The sequence below is a fragment of the Methylobacterium sp. Leaf466 genome (assembly GCF_001425565.1).
Classification (GTDB): domain Bacteria; phylum Pseudomonadota; class Alphaproteobacteria; order Rhizobiales; family Beijerinckiaceae; genus Methylobacterium.
The window spans coordinates 101,464-126,301 of record NZ_LMRC01000032.1 but is presented as its reverse complement, the minus strand read 5'-3'; the positions used below and the strand labels follow the sequence as shown (position 1 = coordinate 126,301).

The following is a 24,838-nucleotide window of genomic DNA, read 5'->3' as shown; positions in this document are numbered from 1 at the left end:
GGACGTCGTCTACCGGCGGATCAGCACGACGCCGCCGATGAGCAGCGCCCCGCCGAGGAGGCGGGAGAGGTCCACCGGCCGTTGCGGCACGCCGAGCAGGCCGACGTGGTCGACGGCCATGGCGGCGAACATCTGGCCGGCGACCAGCAGCGCCATGAAGGTGGCGGCCCCGAGCACCGGCACGAGCTGGATGCCGAGGCCGACGAAGATCGCGCCGAACAGCCCCCCGCTCCAGGCCCACCACGGGATGCGCGCCGCCACGCTCGCCGACGGAACCGGATCACGCAGCGCGACGGCCAGGAGCGCCATGCATCCGAGCCCGACGAGATAGCTCACGACGCCCGACCACGCCGCCGAGGTCAGGGCGGTGCGCAGGTTGGTGTTCAAGGCCTGCTGCACGACGATGCTGGCACCCGCCAGTACCGCGAGCGCCGAGGGGAAGAGGATGTGGAGCATCGGCCGGTGGACCCCGTTGGGCGACGCCGCGTCGCCGAGGGTCTTTGACAACCACCCGGCCGCCGGGCCGTCAAATGCCCGCAGCCGCCGAAACCCGACGAACCGGATCTTAAGCGCACGGCCTCAGCCTGACCGTACCGGCCGTCTCGCGACCGGGAAGGCCGCCGCCAGGGCGTGACGCGCTCACGGGACGAGCACAGCCTCACCTGTTTCCCGTGAAACACCCGATGCACCGGTAGAGACGCGCTCCGCCCCGATGGTCAACGACCCACCTTTTTTCGTCCCCCCGACGCGGTTGCGCGTGGCGACCTTCGCGGTGCTGTTCGTCCTGGCGCTCCTGCCGGTCCTGACGACGACGATCCCGGCGATGGTCGACTATCCCAACCACCTCGCCCGCATGGTGGTCCTCGTGACCGACGGCACCCCGGCCGCCAACCCGGCCTATGCGGTGACCTGGGCGTTCTCGCCCAACCTCGCCATGGACCTCGCGGTGCCGCAGCTGGCCCGGTCGATGAGCGTGGAGGCGGCGACCCGGCTGTTCCTGCTGCTGAGCCAGATCCTCACCGTCACCGGCGCCTGCGCCGTCGAAGGCGCGGTCAAGCGCCGGTTCGAGGCGAGCGGGTTCTTCGCCGTCATGATGCTCACCAGCGTCCCCTTCGCCTGGGGCTTCGTGAACTTCCAGTTCGGGCTCGGGATCGCCCTGTGGGGCATCGCGGGCTGGCTTGTGCTGCAGGACCGGCCCTGGCCGCTGCGGCTCGTCCTCCACGCCCTCGTCGTGGCGGTGCTGTTCGGCGCGCATCTGTTCGCGCTCGGGCTCTACGGCGTCACGCTCGGCCTGCACGAAGCCTGGCGGGCGGCGACCCGGCGCCCGCCCCTGCGCGAGACGGGTCTCCGGTTCGCGGGCCTCGCCGCCCCGGCCGTCGTCCTTCTCGGGCTGATGCTGGCCTTCGGCGGCCAGGTCGGGTCGCAGGGCACGGTCTGGAACGCCGCCTGGAAGCTGCGCGCCTTCGTCGTCACCCTCAACGGCTACCACATGGGGCTCTCGCTCGCCGGCACCACGGTGCTGGCGGTGCTCGGCTATCTCCTCGCCAAGCACCGGGCGGTGCGCGTCCTGCAATCGGGCCTGTGGCTCACGGCCGGGCTGGCGCTGATGTTCGTCGCCCTGCCGACGACGCTGTTCGACACCGCCTTCGTCGACCTGCGGGTGGTGGTCGCCGCCGCCCTGATCGTGCCGGGCTTCCTCGCGTTCACGCCGCCGAGCGAACGCTTCGCCCGGACCGCCACGGGCGCCGTCCTCTGCGTCATCCTGGTCAACCTCGCCACCGCGCTGGTGGTGGCGCAGGGCTACCGCACCGAATACGCCACGCTGGTCGCCTCGTTCGGGCAGATCGACCGGGGTGCGCGCGTCCTCGTCGGCCACAGCGGGGAGGGGGCCGACCCACCGCTCTCAAGCTTGAGCGAATACCCGATCTACAACGCGCCGACCCTGGCGGTGGCCTATGCACAGGCCTTCGTGCCGACGCTGTTCACGGCCGCGGGCAAGCAGCCGATCACGGTGCGCGAGCCCTATCGGCGCCTCGCCGTGCCCTACGGCGGCCCCGCCCCCATCGCGGTGCTGGCCGCCATCGCCAACGGCGGCCCCGCCCTCGACCAGCCCGCCTTCGTCCGGAACTGGCCCGCCGATTTCACCTATCTCTACCTCGTCGGCCCGGTGGTCCCGAACCCGCTGCCGCAGCTCCTGACGCCGCTGGCGGCGGGCTCGCGCTTCACGCTCTACCGGATCGCCAAGCCGGCCCGGTAGAGTTGCCGGCCCGGTAGAGTTGCCGGCATCAGGGCGTGCGGCACGCCATGGCGGCGGCCGCCTCGATCACGCTGAGGGCACGGCGCCGGACCTCCAGGGAGGCTCGCGGGCTGTCGGAGACGGCGCTCGCCTCGCGCTTGAGGGCCGCATCGCAGGCGCAGGACCTGTATCCGCTGGTGTCGTAGCAGGTGTCGTGGCGCATGCAGGCCTCGTCGAGGGCGTCAGTGGGCGGCAATCCCTCGCCGCGCTGACCCGTCCCGCAGTAGTTCCCGTGGAACAATTCCTTGCCGGCCAGGACCCTGCCGAGGTCGCCGCGCGGCGGGGCCGGCGCCTCGGTGTCGCCTCCCGGGTTGAGGTCGTTGGCGGGGCCGCCCGCCTTGGATGCCGAGCCGCGCAACACCTTCGGGATGCCGGAGCGTTCGTCTGGCTCGTTCAGGGCCTGGCCGGCGCGGGCGTTCGGGTCGGCGAGATCCGGCAGCGGCGGCGGTGGGCCCGGGCGCGGCTCGTCCACCTCCGACGTCGCGGGCGTCTCCTCGGCGGCGACCTGTGCCGAAACGGCCTGCGGGCCGGCCACGAGCAACAGCCCGACCAGCGCGAGGAGATATGGTCTCATCGAGTCCCCCAAGAATGCGGAGCCAGCAACACCGAGCCCAGCGATTCCGTTCCGGACCGGCACGGCCACGCCCCCGGCGCAAGGCGAAAGGCGCGTGCAACGGTTCCGGCGTCCCTGACGTTCTCGTCAGCCCGGACAGGCCGGGCGTCTTGGGAGCACATCATGCTGGTACGTTTTGGGCTGGGCGTCGTTCTGGCCGCTATGGCCGGGGGTGCCGCGTTGGCCGCTCCCATGTCGGCCGAGGACAAGGCCGTGCTGCAACAGCAGTGCGCCGGCGACTTCACGCAGTTCTGCGCCGGTCTGCCGCCCGAGGACGGTCCCGAGACACAGGCCTGCTTCGAAAAGAACATGTCCAAGCTGTCCCCGGGCTGCCAGACCGCCATCCAAGCCTACAAGAAGAAGGGCTGAGATCGTGCGGCGCAGGACCTCCGCGCGCCGCACATCGACGGTCGGCAGGATCGCGGTCCTGCCGACCACACGTCCCGCGTTCCCTTGACATCCGGGTGTCCGCATCGCTTCCACGGGCGCATGCACGGGTCCATCTCCAGTCTCGACGCCTTTGCGGGTGCGCAGCTCGCCCGCCTGGAGGAGACCGCCCTGCGCCGGCGCCTCGTGCCGACCGCGCGCGGGGCCGCTGCCATGGCCGAGCGCGGGGGCCGCGCCCTGGTCTCGTTCTCCTGCAACGACTACCTCGGGCTCTCCGACGACCCGCGGGTGATCGCGGCGGCGCAAGCCGCGACCGCCCGCTACGGGGCCGGGGCGGGGGCCTCGCGCCTCGTCACCGGCAGCCACCCGCTACTGCCTGCCCTCGAGGAGCGGCTGGCCGCCCACAAGGGCACGCAGGCCGCCCTGGTGTTCGGCAGCGGCTACCTGGCCAACCTCGGCATCGTCACCGGGCTCGCCGGGCCGCGCGACCTCGTCCTCGTCGATGCCCTCGCACACTCCTGCCTCTGGGCCGGGGCCCGGCTCTCGGGTGCGCAGGTGGTCCGTTTCGCTCACAACGACACGGCCGATCTCGCCGCGGCCCTGGAGCGCCATCGCGCCCGGCATCGCCACGCCCTGATCCTCACCGAGCGGGTGTTCAGCATGGACGGCGACCGCGGCCCGGTCGCCGACATCCTGTCGGTGGCGGAGCGCCACGACGCCTGGACGGTGGTGGACGATGCCCACGGCCTCGGGGTGATCGGCCCCGATGCGCGCGCACCGCTGGAAATGGGCACCCTCTCGAAGGCGCTCGGGTCCTACGGCGGCTATCTGTGCGCGTCCCGCGCCGTCGTCGACCTGCTCACGAGCCGGGCGGCCAGCTTCGTCTACACCACCGGCCTGCCGCCGGCCTCGGCGGCGGCGGCGCTGGCCGCACTGGCCATCCTCGAGGCCGAGCCCGAACGGGCCGCCCTGCCGTTGACCCTCGCCCGCCGCCTCACCGCCGCCCTCGGGCTGCCGGAGGCGCAAAGCCCGATCGTGCCGATCCACGTCGGAGAGGCGGCATCGGCCCTGGCGCTCTCGGCGGCCCTGGAAGAGCGTGGCTTCCTGGTGGTGGCGATCCGCCCGCCGACCGTCCCGGCGGGCACCGCGCGGCTGCGGGTGGCGCTCTCGGCGGCCCATACGGAGGCGCAGGTCGACGCGCTGGCCGAGGCCATCGCCGCGCTGCGAGCCCGGTCGGGGGCCAGCGTCCCGGTTTGAAATCTGGCGCCGCTCAAGCGTTGGCTGTCGACCCAACTCAGACGTTCAGCTTGATTGTGCAGCAAACCACTGCTTGATCAGGTAGAGATGAAAAATGTGGCTGGATACCAATATAAGGCCAATGATTGCCACATCACGAATTTGTTGAGATTCCTTCTTAAGATGGTTGGATAATAAAAAAGATACTAACGCAAATATACTAACTAATGGTATGATTGATAATCCAACAAATTTTGGTGCATATAAATTAACTTGCCAGTTCGTATTCCAGTGCATTGGTATTTTCTCGGTATTGCCAAGAAAATATGCTGCAATCAACGACAAAGATACGTTGATGATAATCGGAGCGGCCGCTATAGAATAAATCGTTTTCAACGTGCCTTGCCCTCATTCAGTGTCTGCTTTCCATCGATTACGGACCTCCAGTTGCATGGCATGGAACGCTTAGACTATGGAAGGGTGAGGTCCGGCGACGGTATCAAGCCCTGGATGTCCGTGAAGGTCGCTTCCCACTCGGTTGCGAGCATCGGCATCAGGCCAAAGAACCGCAGGAAGAAAGCTCCTTCCGTAGCGAGGAAGGCCAATCGAGCACGCCGCGCGGCAGGGTCGTCGGCATGCAGCCCGATAGAATGCTCCCGATACCACTGGCGCAGGTCAACGAGATGCTCCGGCGTCTGAAGGAGAAGGGCGAGCAGACTGGCAGCCCGACGCTGAGTGTCTTCGTCGTCCCGGCGGGTCACCTCCACATGCGCCGCGACCCGCGCGAGAAGTGAGGAATCGCCTCCGGAGAGCGCACCAGCACGGTCGGCGTAGTCCTGCATCCAGCGGCGTAGCATGGCTGCAATCAGCGCCTCCTTGGTGCCGAAGGACGATTGCACCCCGCCCTTGGTGATCCCGGCAGCCTTCGCCACCGCGTCGATTGTCAGGGCCGCCGCACCCCGCTGCGCAACGATGTCCTCCGCGGCGGCAAGCACATGGTCACGGTCTATCGTTTGGCGTCGCCCCATCGCTTGCAAATCCTCCTTGAAAAATTAGAATACGATCGTATTTCAATTCGGACAAGTGAGTCAGATGGTGGAGCAAGGGCTCTGCCGGTTTGGCGATCACGAACGAAGGAAGGAACGCGTCATGGCTTGGCTCTATCTTGTCGGGGCGGGGTTGCTGGAAATCGGTTGGCCGGTGGGTCTGAAGATGGCCCAGACCTCCGAGACCCGCTGGAGTGGCATCGCCGTGGCAATCGCCTTCATGGCGGCGAGTGGGTTCCTGCTCTGGCTTGCACAGCGCGATATCCCGATTGGAACGGCTTACGCGATCTGGACCGGTATCGGTGCGGCAGGAACGTTCATGGTCGGTATCATGATCTACGGCGATCCGACGTCCCTGGCGCGCTACGCGGGTGTAGCCTTGATCGTGGCTGGGGTAGCCACACTGAAGCTGGCGCACTGATCCAATTCGAGAGGCCTGGGTGAACGTCCGCGTTCCACCGAAAATAGACGGCGAGCCAATATCAAACGGCGACACGACCCGGTCGGGACGGGCCTCGACGCCCGAAAAAGACCGGTGTGCCAGCGCACCTCCCCGGCGTTGCCCGAAGGCGGCCGGCGCCCGACTTCACGGGGCGCAGACACCCGTCACCGCGCCCTGAGCGACAGCGAGGATCCTCCCCATGGCACAGCGCAACGCCCTCATCGTCGGAGCCTCGCGCGGGCTCGGCCTCGGCCTCGTCGAGACCTTCCTGGCACGCGGCTGGTCCGTCACCGCCACGCAGCGATCGCCCTCGCCCGGTCTCGCCGCGATCGCGTCCGACGCGCTCGACCTCGAGACGGCCGACATCGACGACGACGCGGCGGTGGCCGCGCTGCACGACCGCCTCGGCGGGCGCCGCTTCGACCTGGTGTTCGTGGTGGCGGGCGTGGCGACCCAGGCGCACGATCCGCTGCACCTGGTGCCGCGCGAGGTCGCGGCCGCCGTCTATCTCACCAACGCCGTCAGCCCGATCCGCTTCGCCGAAGCGTTCCGCGACCGGCTGGCGCCGGGCGGACTTGTCGCCGTCATGAGTTCGGTGCTCGGCAGCGTCGGCCTCAACGACAGCGGCGGCTGGGAAAACTACCGCGCCAGCAAGGCGGCCCTGAACACCCTGGCGCGCAGCTTCGAAATCCGCCACCGCGACGAGGGTTTCGGCGTGGCGTTGATCCATCCGGGCTGGGTCCGCACCGAGATGGGCGGGGCGGACGCCGACATCGACGTGGAGACGAGCGTCAACGGTGTCGCCGACGTGATCGAGGGACGCCTCGGCCAGACCGGCTGCGTCTACCTCGACTACACGGGCAAGACGCTGGACTGGTGAGGGCCGCCCGGGTTCGCGGTGCTACCGCCGCCCGTCGATGGGGGGGCGGCCACGGCGCTCGACGATCACCGGCGGGCGGGTGCGCCGCTCCACGATGACGGTGCGGGGCGGCCGGTTCGGGGTGCCGGTGCTGAGGATGCGCTCCGGCTGCCGCTCGGGCCGCGCCTTGGCCGCCTCCAGCACGTGGGGGCGAACCTCGTCGAGGGGCAGGCCGATCAGCCCGGCGGCGATCTCCACCTGCTGCTCGACGTCGTCGGCGAGGTCGCGGGCGGCGGCCACGGCCTCGGGAATCGTCGGCGGCTCGCGGCGGACGCGGATCGGCGGCAGATCCTGGAAGGATTTCGGAATCTTCTTCACAGCACGGCTCGCGATCGTCATCCCATGAGGATATACGCCAGACCGTCCGCTTTGTGCATTGCACCAAACGCGGCCCGCCCCGCGCGGCGAGCGAGGCTCGAGCGGGTTTTTCGCCCCGATGACCGGATTTCGACCACGGCTCCGGGCCCACCGCCATACCAAAGGGCAATCCGGGCCCCGATGATGAGCAATCAGGCAGAAGTCTGCGTCGTCATGCCGCGAGAGTCGCCGCACGGGCGGTCGACTTGCGATGGGCCGGTCGCCGCCCGATAATCTCGCGCGATGACCGTCGATCGCTTCGCCACCACCGACCGCCGCCTGTTGCCGGCGCGCCCCGACCTCGCCGACCATCGCCTGCGCGGCCGGATCACCGCGACGCGCTACGTCGAGGGCGAGCCGCGCCGGGTGCTCGCCGGCTCGGCCCCCCTCTGCCGCGGCCCCGGCCGCGACGCGGGCCTCGATACCGAGGCGCAGCGGGGCGAGCCGGTGACCCTCTACGAGGATTGGGAGGGTTTCTCCTTCGTGCAGCTCGGCAGCGACGGCTACGTCGGCTACCTGCCGAGCGCGGCGCTGGGCCCGGTCGACCCCACGCCCACCCACCGCGTCACGGCGCTGCGCACCTTCGTCTATCCCGCGCCGGACCTGAAGCAGCCGGTGCTGGCCCATCTCGGGCTCGGCGCCACCCTCGCGCTCGGCGAGAGCGAGGGTGCCTATCGCCGGATCGTTGGGGGCATCGCGGCGGACGGCCGGCTCATCCACGACGCCTTCGTGTTCGCGGCCCATTGCGCCCCCCTCGAGGAGACGGCGGCCGACATCGCCGGGAGCGCCGAGCGGCTGATCGGGACGCCCTACCTGTGGGGCGGCCGCACCAGCCTGGGCCTCGACTGCTCAGGCCTGGTGCAGTTGTGCTGCTCGCTCGCCGGCCTGTCCGTTCCCCGCGACGCCGACCAGCAGGAGGCGGCCCTGGGCGAGGCGCTGCCCCTCGACCCGTCCGGCCTGCGGCGGGGCGACCTCGTGTTCTGGCGCGGCCACGTCGGGATCATGCTCGACCCGGCCACCCTCATTCACGCCAACGGCCATCACATGGCGGTGGCGGCCGAACCCCTCGACACGGCGATGACGCGCATCCGCGAGACGAGCTACGGCGCGGTGACGTCCCTGCGACGGCCGGGCTGAGGGCCGCGATCGCGGGGGGAGCGATACCGCCGTCGTCCGTGCTGCGGCGATGCGCTTTCCCGCGAGGGACGGGCCGTCAGGCAAAAATCCGCCCGCTCACCAGAGACCGGGCTTCACGATCACCAGCACCACCACGACGATCATTAGGAGCGTCGGTACCTCGTTGATGACGCGGTAGAACTTGTGGCCGCGCCGGTTCCGGTCGGCGGCGAAGTCCTTGACCATGCGGGCGAGCCAGCCGTGGATGCCGCTCATCGCCAGCACCAGGGCGAGTTTGGCCTGCATCCAGCCCTCGGCCCAATAGCCGCTCTGCCAGACCAGGACCAGGCCGAAGGCCCAGGTGGCGATCATGGCCGGCGTCATGATCGCCTTGAGGAGCCGGCGCTCCATCACCTTGAACGTCTCGGACTGCCCCGCCGACCCGGGACCGGGCGGCAGCGAGGCGTGGTAGACGAACAGGCGCGGCAGGTAGAGCAGCGCCGCCATCCAGGCGATCATCGCGACGACGTGGCCGGCCTTGATCCAGAGGTAGAGGTCGCTCATCGGCGAAGGCGCGCCAGCATCCGCTCGACGTGAGCGATCGGCGTCTGCGGCGTGATGCCGTGGCCGAGGTTGAAGATGTGGGGCCTGCCCTTCACCGCCTCACGCACCGCGTCGACGGCCGCGTCCAGCGCCTCGCCGCCCTCGATCAGCACGTCGGGGTGGACGTTGCCCTGCGTGACCGTGGTGTCGGGGATGCGGGCGCGCAATTCGGCGAGATCCACCGACCAGTCGACGCCCACCGCATCGGCGCCGGTCTCGGGCACCACGCGGGCGTGGCCCTCGAGGCCCGAGCCGCGGGCGAACACGATGATCCTGGCGCCCGGCACCCGGGCGCGCACGCCGGCGACCATCCGGGCGATGGGCTCGAACGACCATTGCTTGAGGGCGTCGCCCTGCGTCTCCGGCAGCGTGCCGGCGTGCGACTCGAAGATCTGCACGGCGTCGACGCCGGCCTCGAACTGGCGCACGAGGTATTCGATCTGCACGTCGACCAGGCGGTCGATCAGCGCCTTCACCAGTTCGGGCTCGCGGCGGGCGAGGTCGCGCGAAGGGGCGAGATCCGGCGTGCCGCGCCCGCCGATCATGTAGCTCGCCACCGTCCAGGGCGCGCCGCAGAACCCGAGCAGGGTGGTCTCGAAGGGCAGTTCGGCCCGCAGCCGCCGCACCGCCTCGAACACCGGCGCGAGGTGGGTGAAGATCGCCGGGTCGTCGGCCTGGCGCAGGCGGTCGAATTCGGCCCGGCCCTCCAGCGGGTCGAGGCGGGGGCCTTCGCCCTCAACGAACCGCACCCTCTGGTCCAGCGCGTCGGGGATCACGAGGATGTCGGAGAACAGGATCGAGGCCTCGAAGCCGAACCGGCGGATCGGCTGCAGGGTCACTTCCACCGCGTAGTCGGGGGTGTAGCAGAGGTCGAGGAACGACCCGGCCCTGGCACGAACCTCGCGGTACTCCGGCAGGTAGCGTCCGGCCTGTCGCATCACCCAGGCCGGAGGCGGAAACACGGCTTCTCCGGACAGGACACGCAGGACCGCGCGGTCCTCTCGGCGAAGCTGGCTCATCGGGTCTCCTCGAAACGGGGGGTCGGCGTCGGTGTCGTGTGTAGCATCACCGATCGGGGTCTTGGCCAGAGCGAAAACGCCGGCGCCGCCTCGATCGTGGAATCGCCTCGGATCGATCCACACAGGGCCCCCTTAAAGAGAGAAAGAAAGACTCTTGAGGACTCTGTTTTTTCAGTTGGAGACTGGATGACGGGAGCGGAAATCCATCCACAGGCGATCCCTGGAGCGACGGCGTTAACCGGGCTTTAACGGATCGTGAGCAATCTGAGCATTCGATCAGCAGAGTCAGGCGCTTGCCGCCTCGACCCTCCCCGACGACCGTACGCCGTCCCGGATTCTCCCAAAACCGGTCCCGGCACGAGTCGGTTGCGACACGCTGTTGATCCAGGAGTCGACGATCGTGCAGGCGAGATCCCTGGACGGTCCCGTTGAGCCGGCTTATCCACACTCGTCGACTCCTCTCGCGCGACGCGGTGGATGACGCCCCGACCGGCCGCCGTCCCGATCGCGCCGAAGGACCTCTGCGCCCGATGAGCCGAAGCTACTTCCATCTCCATCTCGTGTCGGATTCCACCGGCGAGACCCTCATCAACGTCGGCCGGGCGGCGGCCGCGCAATACGAGGGCATCTCGGCCATCGAGCACGTTTATCCGCTCGTCCGCTCGGGGCCGCAGCTGGAGCGGGTGATCTCGGAGATCGAGGCCGCACCCGGCCTCGTGCTCTACACCCTCGTCGGCCACGACCTCACCCAGCGCCTGGAGGCGGCCTGCCGCGAGACCGGCTCGCCCTGCCTGTCGGTGCTGCAGCCGGTGCACGCCCTGCTGCAGTCCTACCTCGGGGCCGAGACGACGGCCCGGCCGGGCGCCCAGCACATGCTGAACGCCGAGTACTTCAAGCGCATCGACGCCATGAACTTCACCCTGGCGCACGACGACGGCAACCTGCCCCTCGACCTCGACGAGGCCGACGTCATCCTGATCGGGGTCAGCCGCACCTCGAAGACGCCCACCGCGATCTATCTGGCCAACCGCGGGCTCAAGACCGCGAACTTCCCCCTGGTGCCCAACATGCCGGTGCCCGAATCCCTCGAGACCGCGCGCAAGCCGCTGATGGTCGGCCTGCTCGCCAGCCCCGAGCGCATCGTGCACATCCGCCAGAACCGGCTCCTCAGCCTCAAGGCCGACGATTCCTCGCTCTACGTCGACCGCAGCGCGGTCGCCGACGAGGTCGCCGCCTGCCGCCGGCTGTGCGCCAAGCACCGCTGGCCGACCATCGACGTCACCCGCCGCTCGATCGAGGAGACGGCCGCCGCCATCCTCGACCTGCACCGCGAACACCGCCTCAAGTTCATCGCCAGCTGAGCGACGGCAGGCCATTCCATGACCAGCCTCTGGACCCGGTCCGACCCGCTGCTCCTGGCCTCCGCCAGCCCGACCCGGCGCCTGCTGCTGGAAGGCGCCGGGCTCACCGTCGAGGCCTGCGCGGCCGATGTCGACGAGCGGGGACTGGAGGCCGCCGGTCACGACGGCCCGGCCGCCCTCGCCCTGGTGCTCGCCCAGGCCAAGGCCCGCGCGGTCGCGCAGCGGTTTCCCGGCCGCCTCGTGGTCGGCGCCGACCAGGTCCTGTCCTGCGACGGCGCGTTCCTGCACAAGCCGGCCGATCTCGCCCAGGCGCGGGAACAGATCGCGATGCTCTCGGGCCGGACCCACAGCCTGCACGCGGCCGTGGCCATCGCCGAAGGGGGCGAGGTGGTGGACGGCTTCGTCGAGGAGGCGCGGCTGACCCTGCGCCGCCTCGATGCGGAGCAGATCGCCCGCTACGTCGCGCTGGCCGGGCCGGCGCGGGTGACCGCCAGCGTCGGCGGCTACCAGCTCGAGGGCCTGGGCATCCACCTGTTCGAGAGGATCGAGGGCGACCACAGCACGATCCTGGGGTTGCCGCTGCTGCCGCTGTTGAAGCGGTTGCGGGAGCGGGGGTGCCTGGCGTTTTGACACGGGCTCGTGGACGGACCGCAGTCGACGGTCCTCACGGCTCGTCAGGGCGGATCGCGGGTTCGCCTTTCCCGGCACGCGGGGAGAGGGGATGCGCACCTCTCGATCCCACAGAGCGGTCAGGGTATCGAACCCTCCACACAAGACGATAAGGGCGCTCCGTGGCCGATCACGCGCACGACCATCACCACGGTCATCAAGGCCATGATCATCACGGCCATCATCACGCTCCGGCCTCGTTCGGGCGGGCCTTCGCCATCGGCATCGTCCTCAACACGGTGTTCGTGGTGGTGGAGGCCGGCTACGGCGTCGCCAGCCAGTCGATGTCGCTGGTGGCCGATGCCGGGCACAACCTCTCCGACGTGCTCGCTCTCGTCGTCGCCTGGGTCGCCTCGCGCCTGGTGACGCGGCCGGCGAGCGCCCGCTTCACCTACGGGCTGCGCGGGTCGTCGATCCTGGCGGCGCTGTTCAACGCGGTCTTCCTCCTACTCGCCACCGGGATGATCATCTGGGAGGCGGCCTCGCGCCTCGTCGATCCCGCCCCCGTGGCCGGCGGCACCGTGATGGCGGTGGCCGGCGTCGGCATCCTCGTCAACGGCGTCACCGCCTGGCTGTTCGCCTCCGGGCGCAAGGGCGACATCAACATCCGCGGCGCCTACCTCCACATGCTCGCCGATACCGCCGTCTCGGCCGGCGTCGTGGTCGCCGGCCTCGTCATCCTGGTCACCGGGTTCGACTGGGTCGACCCGCTGGTGAGCCTGGTCATCGCCGCCCTCATCGTTTGGAGTTCCTGGGGCCTCCTGCGTGACAGCACCGTCATGGCGCTCTCGGCGGTGCCGCAGAACCTCGACCCCGCGGCCATCGCCGCCTTCCTCACCGCACGGCCGGGGGTGAGCGCCCTGCACGACCTCCACGTCTGGCCGGTGAGCACCACCGAGACGGCGCTGACCGCCCATCTGGTGATGGCGGCCGGGCACCCCGGCAACGGCTTCCTGGTCGAGACGGCCGAGGCCCTGCGCCACCGCTTCGGCATCGCCCACACCACGCTCCAGATCGAGGATCCCGGCGGCCCCGCCTGCCCCCTCGCGCAAGGCTGCCGCCCATGATCCGCGCCTTCGTCGTCGGCCACCCCATCGCCCATTCGCGCTCGCCGCTAATCCACGGCCATTGGCTCGCCGCGTTCGGGATCGACGGGCGCTACGAGCGGATCGACGTGGCGCCCTCGGCGTTTCCCGCCTTCCTGCGCGACCTGCGCGAGGAGGGGCTGGCCGGCGGCAACGTCACCATCCCCCACAAGGAGGCCGCCTTCGCCCTCGTCGACGTCCTGACCCCGCGGGCCGCCCGCATCGGCGCGGTCAACACCCTGTTCTTTTCCGAGGACGGCCGGCTCACCGGCGACAACACCGACGCGCCGGGCTTCATCGCCCACCTCGACCAGAGCCTGGGCCGCGACTGGCCGAGCCGCGGCGACGGTTCGGCCGTCGTCCTCGGGGCGGGGGGAGCGGCGCGGGCCATCGTGGTCGGGCTCCTCGAACGCGGCATCGCCCGGGTGGCAGTGGCCAACCGCACGCCCGAACGGGCGCTCGGCCTCGTCGCCCTCGACCCCGCCCGCGTCCGCGCCATCGCCTGGGACGAACTCCCCGCCGCGCTCGCGCCCGCCGGGCTCCTCGTCAACACGACCTCGCTCGGCATGGCCGGCCATCCGCCCCTCGTCCTCGACGTGGCGGCGCTGGGCTCCGAGGCGGCGGTGGCCGACATCGTCTACGCACCCCTCGAGACGCCGCTGCTGGCCGCCGCCCGCGCCCGCGGGCTCGATGCCGTCGACGGGCTCGGCATGCTGCTGCACCAGGCGGTGCCGGGGTTCGCCCGCTGGTTCGGCCGCACCCCTTCGGTGACGCCGGCCCTGCGCGAGCGCATCCTGGCCGACCTTGCCCCGTCATGACCGGGCGCGTGCAGACGGTCCTCGGCCTCACCGGCTCGATCGGCATGGGCAAGTCGGCGACGGCTGCGATGTTCGCCAAGCGCGGCGTGCCCGTCCACGATTCCGACGCGGCCGTCCATGCCCTCTACGGGCCGGGAGGAGGGGCCGGGCCGGCCATTGCCGCGATCGCACCGGATGCGGTCGGCGTGGACGGCGCCGTCGACCGCAAGGCCCTGCGCGCGGCGGTGCTCGGCGATCCCGCCCGCATGGCCGCTCTGGAAGCGATCGTCCATCCCCTCGTCCAGGCGGAGAGCCGGGCCTTCCTGGCCCGCCACGCCGACGCGCCCCTCGTCGTCCTCGACATCCCCCTCCTCTACGAGAGCGGTGCCGAGCGCCGCTGCGACGCCGTCCTCGTCGTCACGGCCGATCCGGAGGTGCAGCGCGCGCGGGTGCTCGCCCGGCCCGATATGACGGAGGCGGTGTTCTCGGCGATCCTCGCCAAGCAGATGCCCGATGCCGAGAAACGGGCGCGCGCCGACATCGTGATCGACACCGGCCACGGCTTTGACCGGACCGAAAGGGAGGTCGATGCTATCCTTGAACGATTGCGCGGCTGAAGCCGTCGCCAACCGGAATGCCACATGCTGCGCGAGATCGTCCTCGACACCGAAACCACCGGCACCGATGCCAAGGGCGGCGACCGGCTGATCGAGATCGGCTGCGTCGAACTCGTCAACCACATCCAGACCGGGGTGAATTTCCACCGCTACTGCAACCCGCAGCGGCCGGTCTCGCAGGGGGCGTTCGCCGTCCACGGCCTCTCGGACGCCTTTCTGGCCGACAAGCCGCTGTTCGCCGACATCGTCGCGGACCTCGTCGCGTTCTGCGGCGATTCCCCCCTCGTCATCCACAACGCCCCCTTCGACGTGGGCTTCCTCAACGCCGAGTTCGCGCGGCTGGCCGCCGCCGCCCCGCCGCCGATCGTCCTCGAGTCGGTGGTCGACACCCTGCAGCTGGCGCGGCGCAAGCACCCCGGCGCGGCCAACAACCTCGATGCTCTGTGCGTCCGCTACGGCATCGACACCGCCCGGCGCACCAAGCACGGGGCGCTCCTCGACGCGCAGATCCTCGCCGAAGTCTACATGGAGCTGCTGGGCGGCAAGCAGACCACCCTCGGGCTGACCGCGCTCACCGCCTCGCAGGACCCCGGCCTCGCCCCGGGCGACGAGGTCGGCGCCGCCGCGCCGCGCCGTGCCCGCAGCCGCATCACCCCCGCCGAACGGGAGGCGCACGCCGCCTTCTGCGCCACCCTGGGCGGAACCCCGGTCTGGTCCGACTACCGCAGCGCCACCGACGCGGCGTGATGCTGCGTTGCACGATCGTGCATATTGCAATGCATCATCGCAAGCCCATATACCATCCAACGGGATGGCGTGAGGATGGTGGTGATGCTGCAGATCGAGGACCCGCCGGTAGCTCCGGGCAAGGCCCCCGCGCGCTCCGGCGATAGCGAGAAGATCACGATCAACCTCGGTTTCGTCGATCTCGGCCATATCGACCTCCTCGTCTCCGAGGGGGTCTATGCCAACCGCACCGACTTCATCCGCACCGCCATCCGTAACCAGACCGAACGCCATGCCGAGGTGACCCGCCAGGCGGTGGCTCGCAACCGGGTGGAGCTGGGACTGCGCCACTTCACCCGCGCCGACCTCGAAGACGCCCGCGCCAGGGGCGAGACCCTGCACATCCGGGTGCTGGGCCTCGCCAGCATCGCCTACGACGTGAGCCCCGACCTCGCCCGGGCCACCATCGCCTCCCTCGACGTCCTGGGCAGCCTGCACGCCAGCCCCGCCGTCAAGGCGGCCCTGAGCGACCGCCTGCGCTGATCCAGCCGATACCCCCTTGTCCCGATAGCGCCACGCGTCTCCGAAGGGAGACCGGACGTTCTTGAAAGCGATTCCCCCATGTCCGAGTCGTCGAACGGAATCCAGGCCCGCATCGCCGAAATGATGGAGGCCACCCGCATGACCGGGGCAGGGCGCCTGCACGAGGCGACCGCGCTGATCCAGCGGGCCCTGACCGGCGCCGCGCCGACCTCCTCCCAGCCGAAGGCGATCGAACCCAGGACCATCGACCTGACGGCCGAACCGGTCGAGCCGCGTCCCGCGTCCTCCTCCAAGACCACGTCCGCGTCCTCGTCCACCTCGCAGGCGCCCGAGGCGCCGCAGGCGGCGGCGTTCAACCGGGCCGGCTTCCAGGGCCCGGTGCTGCCGGAGCGGGTGCGCGAGGTCGTCAGCACCGTGGTCGGCGGGCTCGGGCGCAACGTCGCGCCGCTGTTCAAGGGGCTGGTGCCGGGCGCGGCGGTGGCACCGCGGGTGGCCGGGGCCGGCACCTTCTCCGAGCATGCCTTCGAGAACGCCGCCGGCGCCCGTTCCTACAAGCTCTACGTCCCGAGCAACCTCGCGGCCCGGCCGCCGCTGGTGGTGATGCTGCACGGCTGCTCGCAGTCGCCCGACGACTTCGCCGCCGGCACCGGCATGAACGAGCTCGCCGAGGAACTCGGGTTCTTGGTGGTCTATCCGGGCCAGTCCGGCCGGGCCAACGGCCAGAAGTGCTGGAACTGGTTCGAGCCGCGCGACCAGGGCCGCGACGGCGGCGAGGCGGGCATCATCGCCGGCATCACCAGGGCGGTCACCGCCGCGCACGGGGCCGATCCCGCCCGCGTCTACATCGCCGGGCTCTCGGCCGGTGCGGCGGCGGCGGCCAACGTCGCCCATGCCTATCCCGACCTCTATGCTGGGGTCGGCGTCCATTCGGGGCTGGCGGCGGGCTGCGCCCGCGACCTCTCCTCCGCCCTGATGGCCATGAACATGGGCGCCCCGGGCGCCAATCCGCCCAATGGCTTCGGGGCACCGGCGGCGGGCATCCGCATCCCCACCATCGTCGTCCACGGCGAGGGCGACGGCACCGTCAGCCCCCGCAACGGCGACCAGGTCCTGGCCCAGGCCGGCATCGCCCGGCTCGAAGCGCTGGAGACGCCCGCTCCTCAGGCCAGCCCCGGCGGCCTCGCCTATACCCGCACCCGCTATGCCGACGCCGACGGCCGCGTGCTGGTGGAGAACTGGGTGGTCAAGGGCCTCGGCCATGCCTGGTCGGGAGGGCGCGCGGGGGCGAGCTACACCGACCCGCGTGGACCCGACGCATCGCGCGCCATGCTCACCTTCTTCCTCTCGCACAGCCTCGGGCACTGACGGGGCAAGCGGTCGGTGCTTCGATGTGGTCCCTTGGCCGAAGCGGCGGACCGACCTATGTGGCGGTCTCCGAAGCGGGACGTTTGAGCAGCCCGCGCGGGACGATTGAGGAAACCACCACGCCATGTCGACATCCCCGCTCCCCCTGCGCCTCGCCCTGGGGCTCGCCCTCGCGGCCGCACCGACGTTTGCGAGCGCGCAGATCCGCAACGCGCCCAACCCGCGCGCCTTGGAGTTCGCCGCCTACATTTTCTCGGCGGCCAACGTCTGCGGCTACCGCATCGGCGTCGAGCAGTTCGACGCCCTGCTCCAGAAGCAGAACGTCGACCCCAAGGACGTCGCCCCGCGCGGCCCCTTCGGCGCCAAGGTCCAGACCATGTTCGCGCTGATGTCCAACCAGATGCAGCTCAACCGCGAGCGCTCCTGCCTCGCGGTGGCCGGCGAGTACGGCCCGGAGGGCACCGTCGCCAAGGACGTGCTCCTGCCCGCCGCCGCCGCGCCGGCCGAGCCGAAGCCGGCGCAGTAGGGTCGGGCTTTTCGGCCGTCGCACCTGTCGCGAGGCGGGTGTCGCGTCACCTTTCTCCCGCGGACGCTGCCCTCCCACCCGACACCTCGGGATGAGGGCAGGGTGTGGGAGGAGCCGACAGCGTTCGGAGATGCGCGAGCGCGAACCCGCCTGTCCTCACGGCGCTCCCGCCGCCTCCAACCTCAGGCGGACCGCAGCGCCGAGCACCGCGTATCCCTCCGGGGTCAGATGGACCATGTCGGGCGCGAAGGTCGGGCAGTGGTCGTCGGCGCAGCGCAGGGCGGTGTCGTCCACCATCACGGCGTTGCCCCGCCTCGTCAGGAGGATCTCGAGTTCGCGGTTGAAACCGATGCGGTCGGCATCGCGAAAGGCGGATTTCCTGCCCCTGGGCAGGATGCCCACCACCACCAGCCTCGGCTTGCGCCACAGGGCGTCGATCCGCTCGACGATCTGCCGGACCCCCTCCCGGATCGCGCAGACCTTGTCGAGGTAGCCGAGGTTGTTGGTGCCGATCATCAGAAACACGGTGCGCGGCGACAGCGTCGCGTAGCGCGCGTCCTGCAGGCGCCACAGGACGTTCTGGGTGCGGTCGCTGCCGACGCCGAGGTTCAGGACCTTCGCACCGAAGGTCTCGGCCACCGATGCGGCGGGCCATAGCTGGGTCAGGCTGTCGCCGAGCAGGACGACATCGCCGTCCTGCGCTTCGCCAACCGTGACGCCGACCGCCCGGGCGCGTCGATAGGCGGTGGCGCTCTGGGGCGGCACCGGGATCGTCGCCACCGCGATGTCGGCCTCGTCGCAGGCCGCGTCCTGCGCCTGGGCCGGAGACAGGAGACACAGCGCCACCAGGGCGCCGACGTGGATCGCTCGGGTCATCCGTTCCTCCGCCCGTGCCCGGCCCGGGCGGCCCGCCGCCTTACCGTCGCCGACCGGCCGCCCGCAAGCGCAGCGGCACCATTCGCGTTCGACCGCGGAATCGCCTAAGAGGAGGCCGTTCCCCAAAAATCTTCGAAGGCACGAGACATTCCATGGCGACGGCGTCGTTCGACACCGCGGCGCGCGAGGCGGGCGCCGTGACAGCAATCGAGAAGCTGCCCGATTTCGTCCCCGAGGCGGTGCCGGGGGTGCGCTCGTCCCTGGTCGGGCTGACCCGCGACGACCTGAAGGCCCGGCTCGGGGCGATCGGCGTGTCCGAGCGCGAGCAGAAGATGCGCGCCGCCCAGGTCTGGCACTGGCTCAACGTGCGCGGCGCCACCCAGTTCTCCGACATGACCAACGTCGGCAAGGGGCTGAAGGCGCAGCTCGCCGAGGCCTATACCCTCGACCGGCCCGAGGTCGTCACCGAGCAGGTTTCTCGCGACGGCACCCGCAAGTGGCTCCTGCGGATGCCGCCCACCGGCCGGCACGACCACAACCGCGGCGCCGAGATCGAATGCGTCTACATTCCCGGCCGGGGGAGGGGCACCCTGTGCGTCTCCTCCCAGGTCGGCTGCACGCTCACCTGCTCGTTCTGCCACACCGGCACCCAACGCCTCGTGCGCAACCTCACCGCCGCCGAGATCACGGCCCAGGTGGTGGTGGCCCGTGACCGCCTCAACGATTGGGCCGGCCAGAACCCGGTGCAGGCCGGGGCCGACGAGACCCGGCGGGCGGTGACCAACATCGTGTTCATGGGCATGGGCGAACCCCTCTACAACACCGATGCGGTGATCGACGCCGTCGGCGTCATGGCCGACCAGGACGGGCTCGGCCTCTCGCGCCGGCGCATCACCGTCTCGACCTCCGGGGTGGTGCCGCAGATGCAGCGCCTGGGCACCGACGCCCATGCGATGCTGGCGATCTCGCTGCACGCCGTGCGCGACGACCTGCGCGACACCCTGGTGCCGCTCAACCGCAAGTACCCGCTGGCCGAGCTGATCGCCGCCTGCCGCGCCTATCCGGGCCTCAACAACGCCCGGCGCATCACCTTCGAATACGTGATGCTCAAGGGCGTCAACGACACCGACGCCGACGCCCGCGAACTCGTGCGCCTGCTCAAGGGCATCCCGGCCAAGATCAACCTGATCCCGTTCAACCCCTGGCCGGGCTCGGCCTACGCCTGCTCCGAGTGGGAGCGGATCGAGCGCTTCGCCGAGATCGTCTACGACGCCGGCTACGCCTCTCCCGTGCGGACCCCGCGCGGCCGCGACATCCTGGCCGCCTGCGGCCAGCTGAAGAGCGAGACGGAAAAGCTGCGGGCGCGCGCCCGCATGATGCTCGACGAGGGGATCGGTGCGGAAGGACTCTATGCGGCAGCCGACGAGAGCGACGACGACTGACCTTCTTCGCGTCGGGCTCGCCCTCCTTTTCCTGAGTGGACCGCTCCGGGCGCAGACGCCGCCGATCCAGTCCGACGACGCCCGGGTGCTCCCGGTACTGGCGCGCCACGGCATGGTCTCGTCGCAGGACGCCACGGCGACGCGGGTCGGGGTCGACATTCTCAGGCGCGGCGGCAACGCCGTCGATGCCGCCGTGGCGGTGGGGTTCGCCCTGGCCGTGACCCTGCCGCGGGCGGGCAATCTCGGCGGCGGCGGCTTCATGCTGGTGCACCGGGCCGAGCCGGCGGCCACGGTGGCGATCGACTACCGCGAGACCGCCCCGGCGGCGGCCAGCCGCGACATGTTCCTCGACGCCCGCGGCGAGCCCGACCCGTCCGCCTCCACCCGGAGCGGCAAGGCCATCGGCGTGCCCGGCACCGTGCGGGGCCTGACCGACGCCCACCGCCTCTACGGTTCGGGCCGCCTGTCGCTCGCCGATCTCGTCGCCCCGGCCGAGGCGCTGGCCCGCGGCGGCATCCCGGTGGAGGCCGGGCTCGCCGATTCGCTGCCCCGGGCCGCCGGGCTCTTGGGGCGCTGGCCGTCGAGCCGGGCGATCTTCTTCTCCGGGACCGCGCCCCTGGCCCGCGGCGACACCCTCGTCCAGACCGATCTCGCCGACACCCTCAAGGCCATCGCCGCGCGAGGGGCCGACGCCTTCTACCGCGGGCCGGTCGCCGAGAGGATCGCCGCGGCGGTGCGGGGGGCGGGCGGCGTGATGACGGCGGCCGATCTCGATGCCTACCGCACGGTGGTGCGCGAGCCGGTGCGCGGCCGCTACCGCGGCTACGAGGTCGTCTCGATGCCGCCGCCGAGTTCGGGCGGCATCCATCTCCTGCAGATCCTCAACATCCTGGAGGGCTTCGACCTCGCCCGGATGGGGGCGGGCAGCGCCGAGGCGATCCATCATCTGGCCGAGGCGATGAAGCCCGCCTACGCCGACCGCGCCACCTGGCTCGGCGACCCCGCCCACACCCAGGTGCCGGTGGAGGGGCTGACCGCGAAATCCTACGCCGCGACCTTACGCGCGGCCATCGATCCGGCCCGCGCCCGCAGCGCCGATTCCGTCAAGGCCGGCGATCCGCTCGCGTTCGAGCCCGACCAGACCACCCACTTCTCGGTGATCGATGCGGCCGGCAACGCGGTCTCGAACACCACCACCCTCAACTTCTCCTACGGCGTCGGCCTCGTCGCCGAGGGTACCGGCGTGCTCCTCAACAACGAGATGGACGATTTCTCGGCCAAGGTCGGGGCCACCAACGCCTACGGCCTCGTGGGCGGCAAGGCCAACGCGGTGGCGGCCGGCGCCCGCCCGCTCTCGTCGATGACCCCGACCTTCCTGTTCCGGGACGGCCGGCTGGTGCTGGCCACCGGCAGCCCGGGGGGCAGCCGCATCATCTCCACCGTGCTGCAGGTGGTGGTCGGCCTCGTCGATTTCGGCTTCAACCTCGCCCAGGCGGTGGCGGCCCCGCGCATCCACCACCAGTGGCGGCCCGACCGCCTGAGCGTCGAGGAGGGCGTCTCGCCCGATACCCTGGCGCTCCTGCGCGCGCGGGGCCACGCCGTGGCGGTGGGCCAGAGCTCCGGCTCGGCCAATTCCGTGATGGCGGCGGAGGGATTGCTCGCCGGGGCCGCCGATCCGCGCCAGCGCGGCACCCTCGCCGAGGGATATTGAGGGCCACTCCCTACCCAGGGCGCTCGGGTGAACCCGATCGCCCTGTCGTCTTGGGTTTGCCTCAAGCGCCGGCGGCCGCATCCGCGGCCTTGGGCTCACGCTTCGCGCGACGCTTTGCAGGACGTGCGTCCTGCAAAGCCCGCTCCGCGGGGCGCTCTTCGCGCCCGGTCCATCGACAATCGGGTTTCACCCGATTGTCCTGACTCCCTACCCGGCACGGTGGTGAAGCGGGGACCGGCGCGCTACACGCAGGCGGCCGGCCCCGGCGTCGCGGGGGCGGCGTGACCCGGGTCGTCGATGCTCCTCCTCCGATCGCTTGCCTTCAACTGCGCCTTCTACCTCGCCACCACGGTGATCGCCGTGGCCGGCCTGCCGACCCTGGTCTCCCGCCGCGCGGTGATCCGGCTGGCGCAGGTCTGGGGCCGCACCACCCTGTGGCTGCTACGCGTGGTCGGCGGTCTGACGGTGGAGTTCCGCGGCCTGGAGAACCGGCCGGCCGGGGCCTGCATCGTGGCGGCCAAGCACCAGTCGGCGCTGGAGACCCTGGCGCTGGTCACGGTGTTCCCGGACTTCGCCTACATCCTCAAGCGCGAGCTTCTCTGGATTCCGCTGATCGGCTGGTACCTGTCGCGCAGCGGCATGGTGGCGATCGACCGCAGCCGCGGCGCCAAGGCGATGGCGACCATGAACGAGGCCGCCGCCCAGGCGATCCGCGACGGCCGCCAGCTCATCATCTTCCCCGAGGGGACCCGCCGGGCGCCCGGCGCCGCCCCCGCCTACAAGCTCGGCATCACCCATCTCTACGCGGCGCTCGACGTGCCCTGCGTGCCCGTGGCCCTCGACACCGGCCTCTATTGGCCGCGCCGCAGCCTGATGCGGCGCCCGGGCACCACCGTCATCGCCTTCCTGCCCCCGATCCTGCCGGGCCTCGACCGCGCGACGTTCCTCGACCGGTTGCAGGAGCGGGTCGAGGACGCCTCGAACGCGCTGCTGGCCGCCGCACCCTACCCGGCGCCGGTCCTCGCGCGGGAAGAGCGGGAACCGCAGCGCATGGCGTGAGGAGGGCCGAACGCTCTCCCCTCCCCCTTGTGGGGAGGGGGGCAGGGGGTGGCTGGGTGCCCCTCGGTTGGTAGCAGGCGGAACCACCCCCACCGCCCTACTCCTCCCCACAAGGGGGAGGAGAGGTGCGCGCTTCACCGAGGCTTCATGGAGAGGAAACGATCTCATTCTTCAGCGACGCTCTGTCCCTGACGGGTCGGGCGACGCGAAAATCCTCATCGCCTGCCGACCTTCCCCTCAGAGCCCGGCCTGCCCCGGCATCTCCTCGCGGGCGAGCCGGAGCAGGTTCTGCCCGTAGGCGGTCTTGGCGAACAGCTCGCCGCGGGCGACGAGCTGGTCCTTGCCGATGAAGCCCTGGAGGTAGGCGATCTCCTCCAGGCAGGCGACCTGCAGGCCCTGGCGGTGCTGCAGGGTGCGCACGAACTCGGCCGCCTCCAGCAGGCTGTCGTGGGTGCCGGTGTCGAGCCAGGCGTAGCCGCGCGACATCTTCTCGACGTGGAGCTCGCCCTTCTCCAGGTAGGCCTGGTTGACGCTGGTGATCTCGAGCTCGCCCCGCGCCGAGGGCGTCACCGCCGCGGCGATGTCGAGGACCTGGTTGTCGTAGAAGTAGAGGCCCGTCACCGCCCAGGGGCTCTCGGGCTCCTTGGGCTTCTCCACGAGGCGCAGGGGCCGGCCCTCGCGGTCGAGGGTGACGACGCCGTAGGCGGCCGGATTCTCGACGTGGTAGGCGAACACCGTCGCACCGTGCTTGCGCTCGCGCGCCCGCGCCAGCAGCTCGCTCATCCCTGAGCCGAAGAACAGGTTGTCGCCCAGCACCAGGGCGACGTCGTCGCTGCCGACGAAGTCGCGCCCGATGACGAAGGCCTGCGCCAGGCCCTCGGGACGCGGCTGCACCGCGTAGGAGAAGCTCAGGCCGAACTGCTCGCCGGTGCCGAACAGGCGCTTGTAGTTGTCGAGGTGCTCCGGGCTCGAGATGATCAGGATCTCGCGGATGCCCGCCAGCATCAGCACCGAGACCGGGTAGTAGATCATCGGCTTGTCGTAGACCGGCAACAGCTGCTTGTTGATCGACAGCGTCGCCGGATGCAGCCGGGTGCCCGAGCCTCCGGCCAGAACGATCCCCTTCATGGCTGCACTCCTTCTGTCGCCGGCCCCACGAGCCGGTCGAGGATGTCGTCGAGGGCCTGTTCCCAGGGCCGCGGCACGAGGCCGTAGGCCTGCGTCAGGCTACGTGTGGAGAGCCGCGAGTTGGCGGGCCGCCGGGCCGGGGTCGGGTAGGCGCTGGTGGGGATGCCGGTGACGGGCACCGAGCGGCCGCCGCGCCGGGCGGCGCCGGCCACGATCGCCTGGGCGAAGCCGCACCAGGTGGTGGCGCCCTCGTTGACGCAATGGACCGTGCCGGTGGGGGCGCCCGCATCGGACGCCAGGCGCAGGGCGATCGCGGCCAGGGCCTGCGCGAGGTCGGCCGCGCTCGTCGGGCAGCCGTGCTGGTCGTCGACGACGCTCAGGGCGTCGCGCTCGGCGGCCAACCTCAGCATGGTCTTGACGAAGTTGCCCCGGTGCGGGCTCACCACCCAGGCCGTGCGCACGATGGCGTGGCGCGGGTTGGCGGTGCGCACCGCCATCTCGCCGGCGGCCTTGCTGGCCCCGTAGACGCTGCGCGGGGCAATGGGCGCATCGGCCTCGTAGGCGCCCGGCGCACTGCCGTCGAAGACGTAGTCGGTGGAGACCTGCACCAGCGGGATGCCGGTGCGGGCCGTCTCGGCCGCCAGATAGGCGGGCGCCAGCGCGTTGAGGCGCCAGGCCTGCGCGACCTCGCTCTCGGCCTTGTCCACCGCCGTGTAGGCGGCCGTGTTGATCACCGCCGCCCAGGGCGTTCCGGCGACGAGGGCGGCCACCGCCGCCGCGTCGGTGATGTCGAGGGCGTGCCGGTCGGGGGCGTGCAGGCGCACGCCCTCGGGCCAGCGGCCGGCGGCCTGGAGTTCGGTGCCGACCTGCCCGGCCCCGCCGAGGATGAGGACGTCCAC

At 70.9% G+C, this 24,838-nt stretch carries 28 protein-coding genes; 18 read left to right on the top strand and 10 right to left on the bottom strand.

Annotated features, from left to right (window positions below):
- Positions 1 to 9 precede the first annotated feature (9 nt).
- Complete coding sequence (locus tag ASG59_RS14335; RefSeq protein ID WP_056409545.1) at positions 10 to 456, bottom strand: DMT family transporter; 447 nt, start codon at positions 454 to 456, stop codon at positions 10 to 12.
- 301 nt (positions 457 to 757) lie between these two features.
- Between ASG59_RS14335 and ASG59_RS14330 the strand changes: the two genes are divergently transcribed.
- A complete protein-coding gene (locus ASG59_RS14330; RefSeq protein WP_244475718.1) occupies positions 758 to 2,257 on the top strand; it encodes a hypothetical protein in 1,500 nt (499 codons plus the stop codon).
- 28 nt (positions 2,258 to 2,285) lie between these two features.
- Here ASG59_RS14330 and ASG59_RS14325 read toward each other — a convergent pair whose 3' ends face one another.
- On the bottom strand, positions 2,286 to 2,870 hold the full coding sequence (locus ASG59_RS14325; protein ID WP_056409541.1) for a phospholipase A2 family protein: 585 nt from the start codon (positions 2,868 to 2,870) through the stop codon (positions 2,286 to 2,288).
- Between the two features lie 162 nt (positions 2,871 to 3,032).
- On the opposite strand from ASG59_RS14325, the gene ASG59_RS14320 reads away from it, so the two are divergent.
- Positions 3,033 to 3,278, top strand: coding sequence for a hypothetical protein (locus tag ASG59_RS14320; RefSeq protein WP_055880621.1), 246 nt, complete (start codon positions 3,033 to 3,035; stop codon positions 3,276 to 3,278).
- A gap of 120 nt (positions 3,279 to 3,398) precedes the next feature.
- Positions 3,399 to 4,553, top strand: coding sequence for an aminotransferase class I/II-fold pyridoxal phosphate-dependent enzyme (locus tag ASG59_RS14315; protein WP_056409539.1), 1,155 nt, complete (start codon positions 3,399 to 3,401; stop codon positions 4,551 to 4,553).
- A 45-nt stretch (positions 4,554 to 4,598) separates the two neighbouring features.
- Here ASG59_RS14315 and ASG59_RS20670 read toward each other — a convergent pair whose 3' ends face one another.
- On the bottom strand, positions 4,599 to 4,928 hold the full coding sequence (locus tag ASG59_RS20670; RefSeq protein ID WP_156399250.1) for a DUF1648 domain-containing protein: 330 nt from the start codon (positions 4,926 to 4,928) through the stop codon (positions 4,599 to 4,601).
- A gap of 74 nt (positions 4,929 to 5,002) precedes the next feature.
- Positions 5,003 to 5,560 (bottom strand): TetR/AcrR family transcriptional regulator, encoded by a 558-nt coding sequence (locus tag ASG59_RS14310; RefSeq protein ID WP_056409536.1) that lies wholly within the window; start codon positions 5,558 to 5,560, stop codon positions 5,003 to 5,005.
- A 121-nt stretch (positions 5,561 to 5,681) separates the two neighbouring features.
- Here ASG59_RS14310 and ASG59_RS14305 point away from each other — a divergent pair, with 121 nt between their 5' ends.
- Both ASG59_RS14305 and ASG59_RS14300 read left to right on the top strand, forming a co-directional pair.
- Positions 5,682 to 5,999 (top strand): multidrug efflux SMR transporter, encoded by a 318-nt coding sequence (locus tag ASG59_RS14305; protein WP_056409683.1) that lies wholly within the window; start codon positions 5,682 to 5,684, stop codon positions 5,997 to 5,999.
- Positions 6,000 to 6,219: 220 nt separating this feature from the next.
- A complete protein-coding gene (locus ASG59_RS14300) occupies positions 6,220 to 6,900 on the top strand; it encodes an SDR family NAD(P)-dependent oxidoreductase (RefSeq protein ID WP_056409534.1) in 681 nt (226 codons plus the stop codon).
- 21 nt (positions 6,901 to 6,921) lie between these two features.
- Here the strand turns inward: ASG59_RS14300 and ASG59_RS14295 are convergent, their stop codons facing one another.
- On the bottom strand, positions 6,922 to 7,278 hold the full coding sequence (locus ASG59_RS14295; RefSeq protein ID WP_055880608.1) for a hypothetical protein: 357 nt from the start codon (positions 7,276 to 7,278) through the stop codon (positions 6,922 to 6,924).
- A gap of 261 nt (positions 7,279 to 7,539) precedes the next feature.
- On the opposite strand from ASG59_RS14295, the gene ASG59_RS14290 reads away from it, so the two are divergent.
- Entirely contained in the window at positions 7,540 to 8,433 is an 894-nt protein-coding gene (locus ASG59_RS14290) for a C40 family peptidase (RefSeq protein WP_056281048.1), read from the top strand.
- Positions 8,434 to 8,529: 96 nt separating this feature from the next.
- On the opposite strand, the gene hemJ is transcribed toward ASG59_RS14290, so the two are convergent.
- Positions 8,530 to 8,976 carry a protoporphyrinogen oxidase HemJ gene (gene hemJ, locus ASG59_RS14285; protein WP_055880602.1) on the bottom strand — a complete coding sequence of 149 codons (447 nt, stop codon included), beginning with the start codon at positions 8,974 to 8,976 and terminating at the stop codon, positions 8,530 to 8,532.
- Positions 8,973 to 10,034 carry a uroporphyrinogen decarboxylase gene (hemE, locus tag ASG59_RS14280; protein WP_056409532.1) on the bottom strand — a complete coding sequence of 354 codons (1,062 nt, stop codon included), beginning with the start codon at positions 10,032 to 10,034 and terminating at the stop codon, positions 8,973 to 8,975. The genes hemJ and hemE overlap by 4 nt, the downstream gene beginning before the upstream one ends.
- A 530-nt stretch (positions 10,035 to 10,564) precedes the next feature.
- Here hemE and ASG59_RS14275 point away from each other — a divergent pair.
- The 9 genes from ASG59_RS14275 (at position 10,565) to ASG59_RS14235 (ending at position 17,723) form a co-directional block, all read left to right on the top strand.
- Positions 10,565 to 11,395 carry a pyruvate, water dikinase regulatory protein gene (locus tag ASG59_RS14275; protein WP_055880596.1) on the top strand — a complete coding sequence of 277 codons (831 nt, stop codon included), beginning with the start codon at positions 10,565 to 10,567 and terminating at the stop codon, positions 11,393 to 11,395.
- Positions 11,396 to 11,413: 18 nt separating this feature from the next.
- Positions 11,414 to 12,025 carry a Maf family nucleotide pyrophosphatase gene (locus tag ASG59_RS14270; protein ID WP_056409530.1) on the top strand — a complete coding sequence of 204 codons (612 nt, stop codon included), beginning with the start codon at positions 11,414 to 11,416 and terminating at the stop codon, positions 12,023 to 12,025.
- 161 nt (positions 12,026 to 12,186) lie between these two features.
- Positions 12,187 to 13,131: a cation diffusion facilitator family transporter gene (locus tag ASG59_RS14265; RefSeq protein ID WP_056409528.1), complete on the top strand. Its 945-nt coding sequence runs from the start codon at positions 12,187 to 12,189 to the stop codon at positions 13,129 to 13,131.
- Positions 13,128 to 13,967, top strand: coding sequence for a shikimate dehydrogenase (locus ASG59_RS14260; RefSeq protein ID WP_056409526.1), 840 nt, complete (start codon positions 13,128 to 13,130; stop codon positions 13,965 to 13,967). Before ASG59_RS14265 ends, ASG59_RS14260 begins: the two co-directional genes overlap by 4 nt.
- Positions 13,968 to 13,975: 8 nt before the next feature.
- The gene (coaE, locus tag ASG59_RS14255; protein ID WP_277996118.1) at positions 13,976 to 14,563 is read left to right on the top strand and encodes a dephospho-CoA kinase; all 588 of its coding nucleotides are present in this window, start codon (positions 13,976 to 13,978) and stop codon (positions 14,561 to 14,563) included.
- 24 nt (positions 14,564 to 14,587) lie between these two features.
- On the top strand, positions 14,588 to 15,310 hold the full coding sequence (gene dnaQ / locus ASG59_RS14250) for a DNA polymerase III subunit epsilon (RefSeq protein WP_056281059.1): 723 nt from the start codon (positions 14,588 to 14,590) through the stop codon (positions 15,308 to 15,310).
- Between the two features lie 84 nt (positions 15,311 to 15,394).
- A complete protein-coding gene (locus ASG59_RS14245) occupies positions 15,395 to 15,832 on the top strand; it encodes a hypothetical protein (RefSeq protein ID WP_055881284.1) in 438 nt (145 codons plus the stop codon).
- Positions 15,833 to 15,910: 78 nt separating this feature from the next.
- The gene (locus tag ASG59_RS14240; protein ID WP_056409521.1) at positions 15,911 to 17,197 is read left to right on the top strand and encodes a PHB depolymerase family esterase; all 1,287 of its coding nucleotides are present in this window, start codon (positions 15,911 to 15,913) and stop codon (positions 17,195 to 17,197) included.
- 124 nt (positions 17,198 to 17,321) lie between these two features.
- The gene (locus ASG59_RS14235; protein ID WP_056409519.1) at positions 17,322 to 17,723 is read left to right on the top strand and encodes a hypothetical protein; all 402 of its coding nucleotides are present in this window, start codon (positions 17,322 to 17,324) and stop codon (positions 17,721 to 17,723) included.
- Positions 17,724 to 17,879: 156 nt separating this feature from the next.
- On the opposite strand, the gene ASG59_RS14230 is transcribed toward ASG59_RS14235, so the two are convergent.
- Complete coding sequence (locus ASG59_RS14230; protein ID WP_056409517.1) at positions 17,880 to 18,599, bottom strand: GDSL-type esterase/lipase family protein; 720 nt, start codon at positions 18,597 to 18,599, stop codon at positions 17,880 to 17,882.
- A gap of 152 nt (positions 18,600 to 18,751) precedes the next feature.
- Between ASG59_RS14230 and rlmN the strand changes: the two genes are divergently transcribed.
- The 3 genes from rlmN to ASG59_RS14215 all read left to right on the top strand — a co-directional run bounded on the left by rlmN (position 18,752) and on the right by ASG59_RS14215 (position 22,811).
- Entirely contained in the window at positions 18,752 to 20,041 is a 1,290-nt protein-coding gene (rlmN, locus tag ASG59_RS14225) for a 23S rRNA (adenine(2503)-C(2))-methyltransferase RlmN (RefSeq protein WP_055880558.1), read from the top strand.
- Positions 20,010 to 21,752, top strand: coding sequence for a gamma-glutamyltransferase (gene ggt / locus ASG59_RS14220; protein WP_056409516.1), 1,743 nt, complete (start codon positions 20,010 to 20,012; stop codon positions 21,750 to 21,752). The genes rlmN and ggt overlap by 32 nt, the downstream gene beginning before the upstream one ends.
- Before the next feature lie 297 nt (positions 21,753 to 22,049).
- Complete coding sequence (locus ASG59_RS14215; RefSeq protein ID WP_055880551.1) at positions 22,050 to 22,811, top strand: lysophospholipid acyltransferase family protein; 762 nt, start codon at positions 22,050 to 22,052, stop codon at positions 22,809 to 22,811.
- 237 nt (positions 22,812 to 23,048) lie between these two features.
- Here the strand turns inward: ASG59_RS14215 and rfbA are convergent, their stop codons facing one another.
- Positions 23,049 to 23,939: a glucose-1-phosphate thymidylyltransferase RfbA gene (gene rfbA / locus ASG59_RS14210; protein ID WP_055880548.1), complete on the bottom strand. Its 891-nt coding sequence runs from the start codon at positions 23,937 to 23,939 to the stop codon at positions 23,049 to 23,051.
- Complete coding sequence (gene rfbD, locus ASG59_RS14205; protein ID WP_056409514.1) at positions 23,936 to 24,838, bottom strand: dTDP-4-dehydrorhamnose reductase; 903 nt, start codon at positions 24,836 to 24,838, stop codon at positions 23,936 to 23,938. Before rfbD ends, rfbA begins: the two co-directional genes overlap by 4 nt.

What these genes read in the sequence shown, in the direction of transcription:
- ASG59_RS14335 (WP_056409545.1), bottom strand. Translation starts at nt 456, where the DNA reads ATGCTCCACATCCTCTTCCCCTCGGCGCTCGCGGTACTGGCGGGTGCC.
- ASG59_RS14325 (WP_056409541.1), bottom strand. Translation starts at nt 2,870, where the DNA reads ATGAGACCATATCTCCTCGCGCTGGTCGGGCTGTTGCTCGTGGCCGGC.
- ASG59_RS14320 (WP_055880621.1), top strand. Translation starts at nt 3,033, where the DNA reads ATGCTGGTACGTTTTGGGCTGGGCGTCGTTCTGGCCGCTATGGCCGGG.
- ASG59_RS14315 (WP_056409539.1), top strand. Translation starts at nt 3,399, where the DNA reads ATGCACGGGTCCATCTCCAGTCTCGACGCCTTTGCGGGTGCGCAGCTC.
- ASG59_RS14310 (WP_056409536.1), bottom strand. Translation starts at nt 5,560, where the DNA reads ATGGGGCGACGCCAAACGATAGACCGTGACCATGTGCTTGCCGCCGCG.
- ASG59_RS14305 (WP_056409683.1), top strand. Translation starts at nt 5,682, where the DNA reads ATGGCTTGGCTCTATCTTGTCGGGGCGGGGTTGCTGGAAATCGGTTGG.
- ASG59_RS14300 (WP_056409534.1), top strand. Translation starts at nt 6,220, where the DNA reads ATGGCACAGCGCAACGCCCTCATCGTCGGAGCCTCGCGCGGGCTCGGC.
- ASG59_RS14295 (WP_055880608.1), bottom strand. Translation starts at nt 7,278, where the DNA reads ATGACGATCGCGAGCCGTGCTGTGAAGAAGATTCCGAAATCCTTCCAG.
- ASG59_RS14290 (WP_056281048.1), top strand. Translation starts at nt 7,540, where the DNA reads ATGACCGTCGATCGCTTCGCCACCACCGACCGCCGCCTGTTGCCGGCG.
- hemJ (WP_055880602.1), bottom strand. Translation starts at nt 8,976, where the DNA reads ATGAGCGACCTCTACCTCTGGATCAAGGCCGGCCACGTCGTCGCGATG.
- hemE (WP_056409532.1), bottom strand. Translation starts at nt 10,034, where the DNA reads ATGAGCCAGCTTCGCCGAGAGGACCGCGCGGTCCTGCGTGTCCTGTCC.
- ASG59_RS14275 (WP_055880596.1), top strand. Translation starts at nt 10,565, where the DNA reads ATGAGCCGAAGCTACTTCCATCTCCATCTCGTGTCGGATTCCACCGGC.
- ASG59_RS14270 (WP_056409530.1), top strand. Translation starts at nt 11,414, where the DNA reads ATGACCAGCCTCTGGACCCGGTCCGACCCGCTGCTCCTGGCCTCCGCC.
- ASG59_RS14260 (WP_056409526.1), top strand. Translation starts at nt 13,128, where the DNA reads ATGATCCGCGCCTTCGTCGTCGGCCACCCCATCGCCCATTCGCGCTCG.
- dnaQ (WP_056281059.1), top strand. Translation starts at nt 14,588, where the DNA reads ATGCTGCGCGAGATCGTCCTCGACACCGAAACCACCGGCACCGATGCC.
- ASG59_RS14245 (WP_055881284.1), top strand. Translation starts at nt 15,395, where the DNA reads ATGCTGCAGATCGAGGACCCGCCGGTAGCTCCGGGCAAGGCCCCCGCG.
- ASG59_RS14240 (WP_056409521.1), top strand. Translation starts at nt 15,911, where the DNA reads ATGTCCGAGTCGTCGAACGGAATCCAGGCCCGCATCGCCGAAATGATG.
- ASG59_RS14235 (WP_056409519.1), top strand. Translation starts at nt 17,322, where the DNA reads ATGTCGACATCCCCGCTCCCCCTGCGCCTCGCCCTGGGGCTCGCCCTC.
- ASG59_RS14230 (WP_056409517.1), bottom strand. Translation starts at nt 18,599, where the DNA reads ATGACCCGAGCGATCCACGTCGGCGCCCTGGTGGCGCTGTGTCTCCTG.
- rlmN (WP_055880558.1), top strand. Translation starts at nt 18,752, where the DNA reads ATGGCGACGGCGTCGTTCGACACCGCGGCGCGCGAGGCGGGCGCCGTG.
- ggt (WP_056409516.1), top strand. Translation starts at nt 20,010, where the DNA reads ATGCGGCAGCCGACGAGAGCGACGACGACTGACCTTCTTCGCGTCGGG.
- ASG59_RS14215 (WP_055880551.1), top strand. Translation starts at nt 22,050, where the DNA reads ATGCTCCTCCTCCGATCGCTTGCCTTCAACTGCGCCTTCTACCTCGCC.
- rfbA (WP_055880548.1), bottom strand. Translation starts at nt 23,939, where the DNA reads ATGAAGGGGATCGTTCTGGCCGGAGGCTCGGGCACCCGGCTGCATCCG.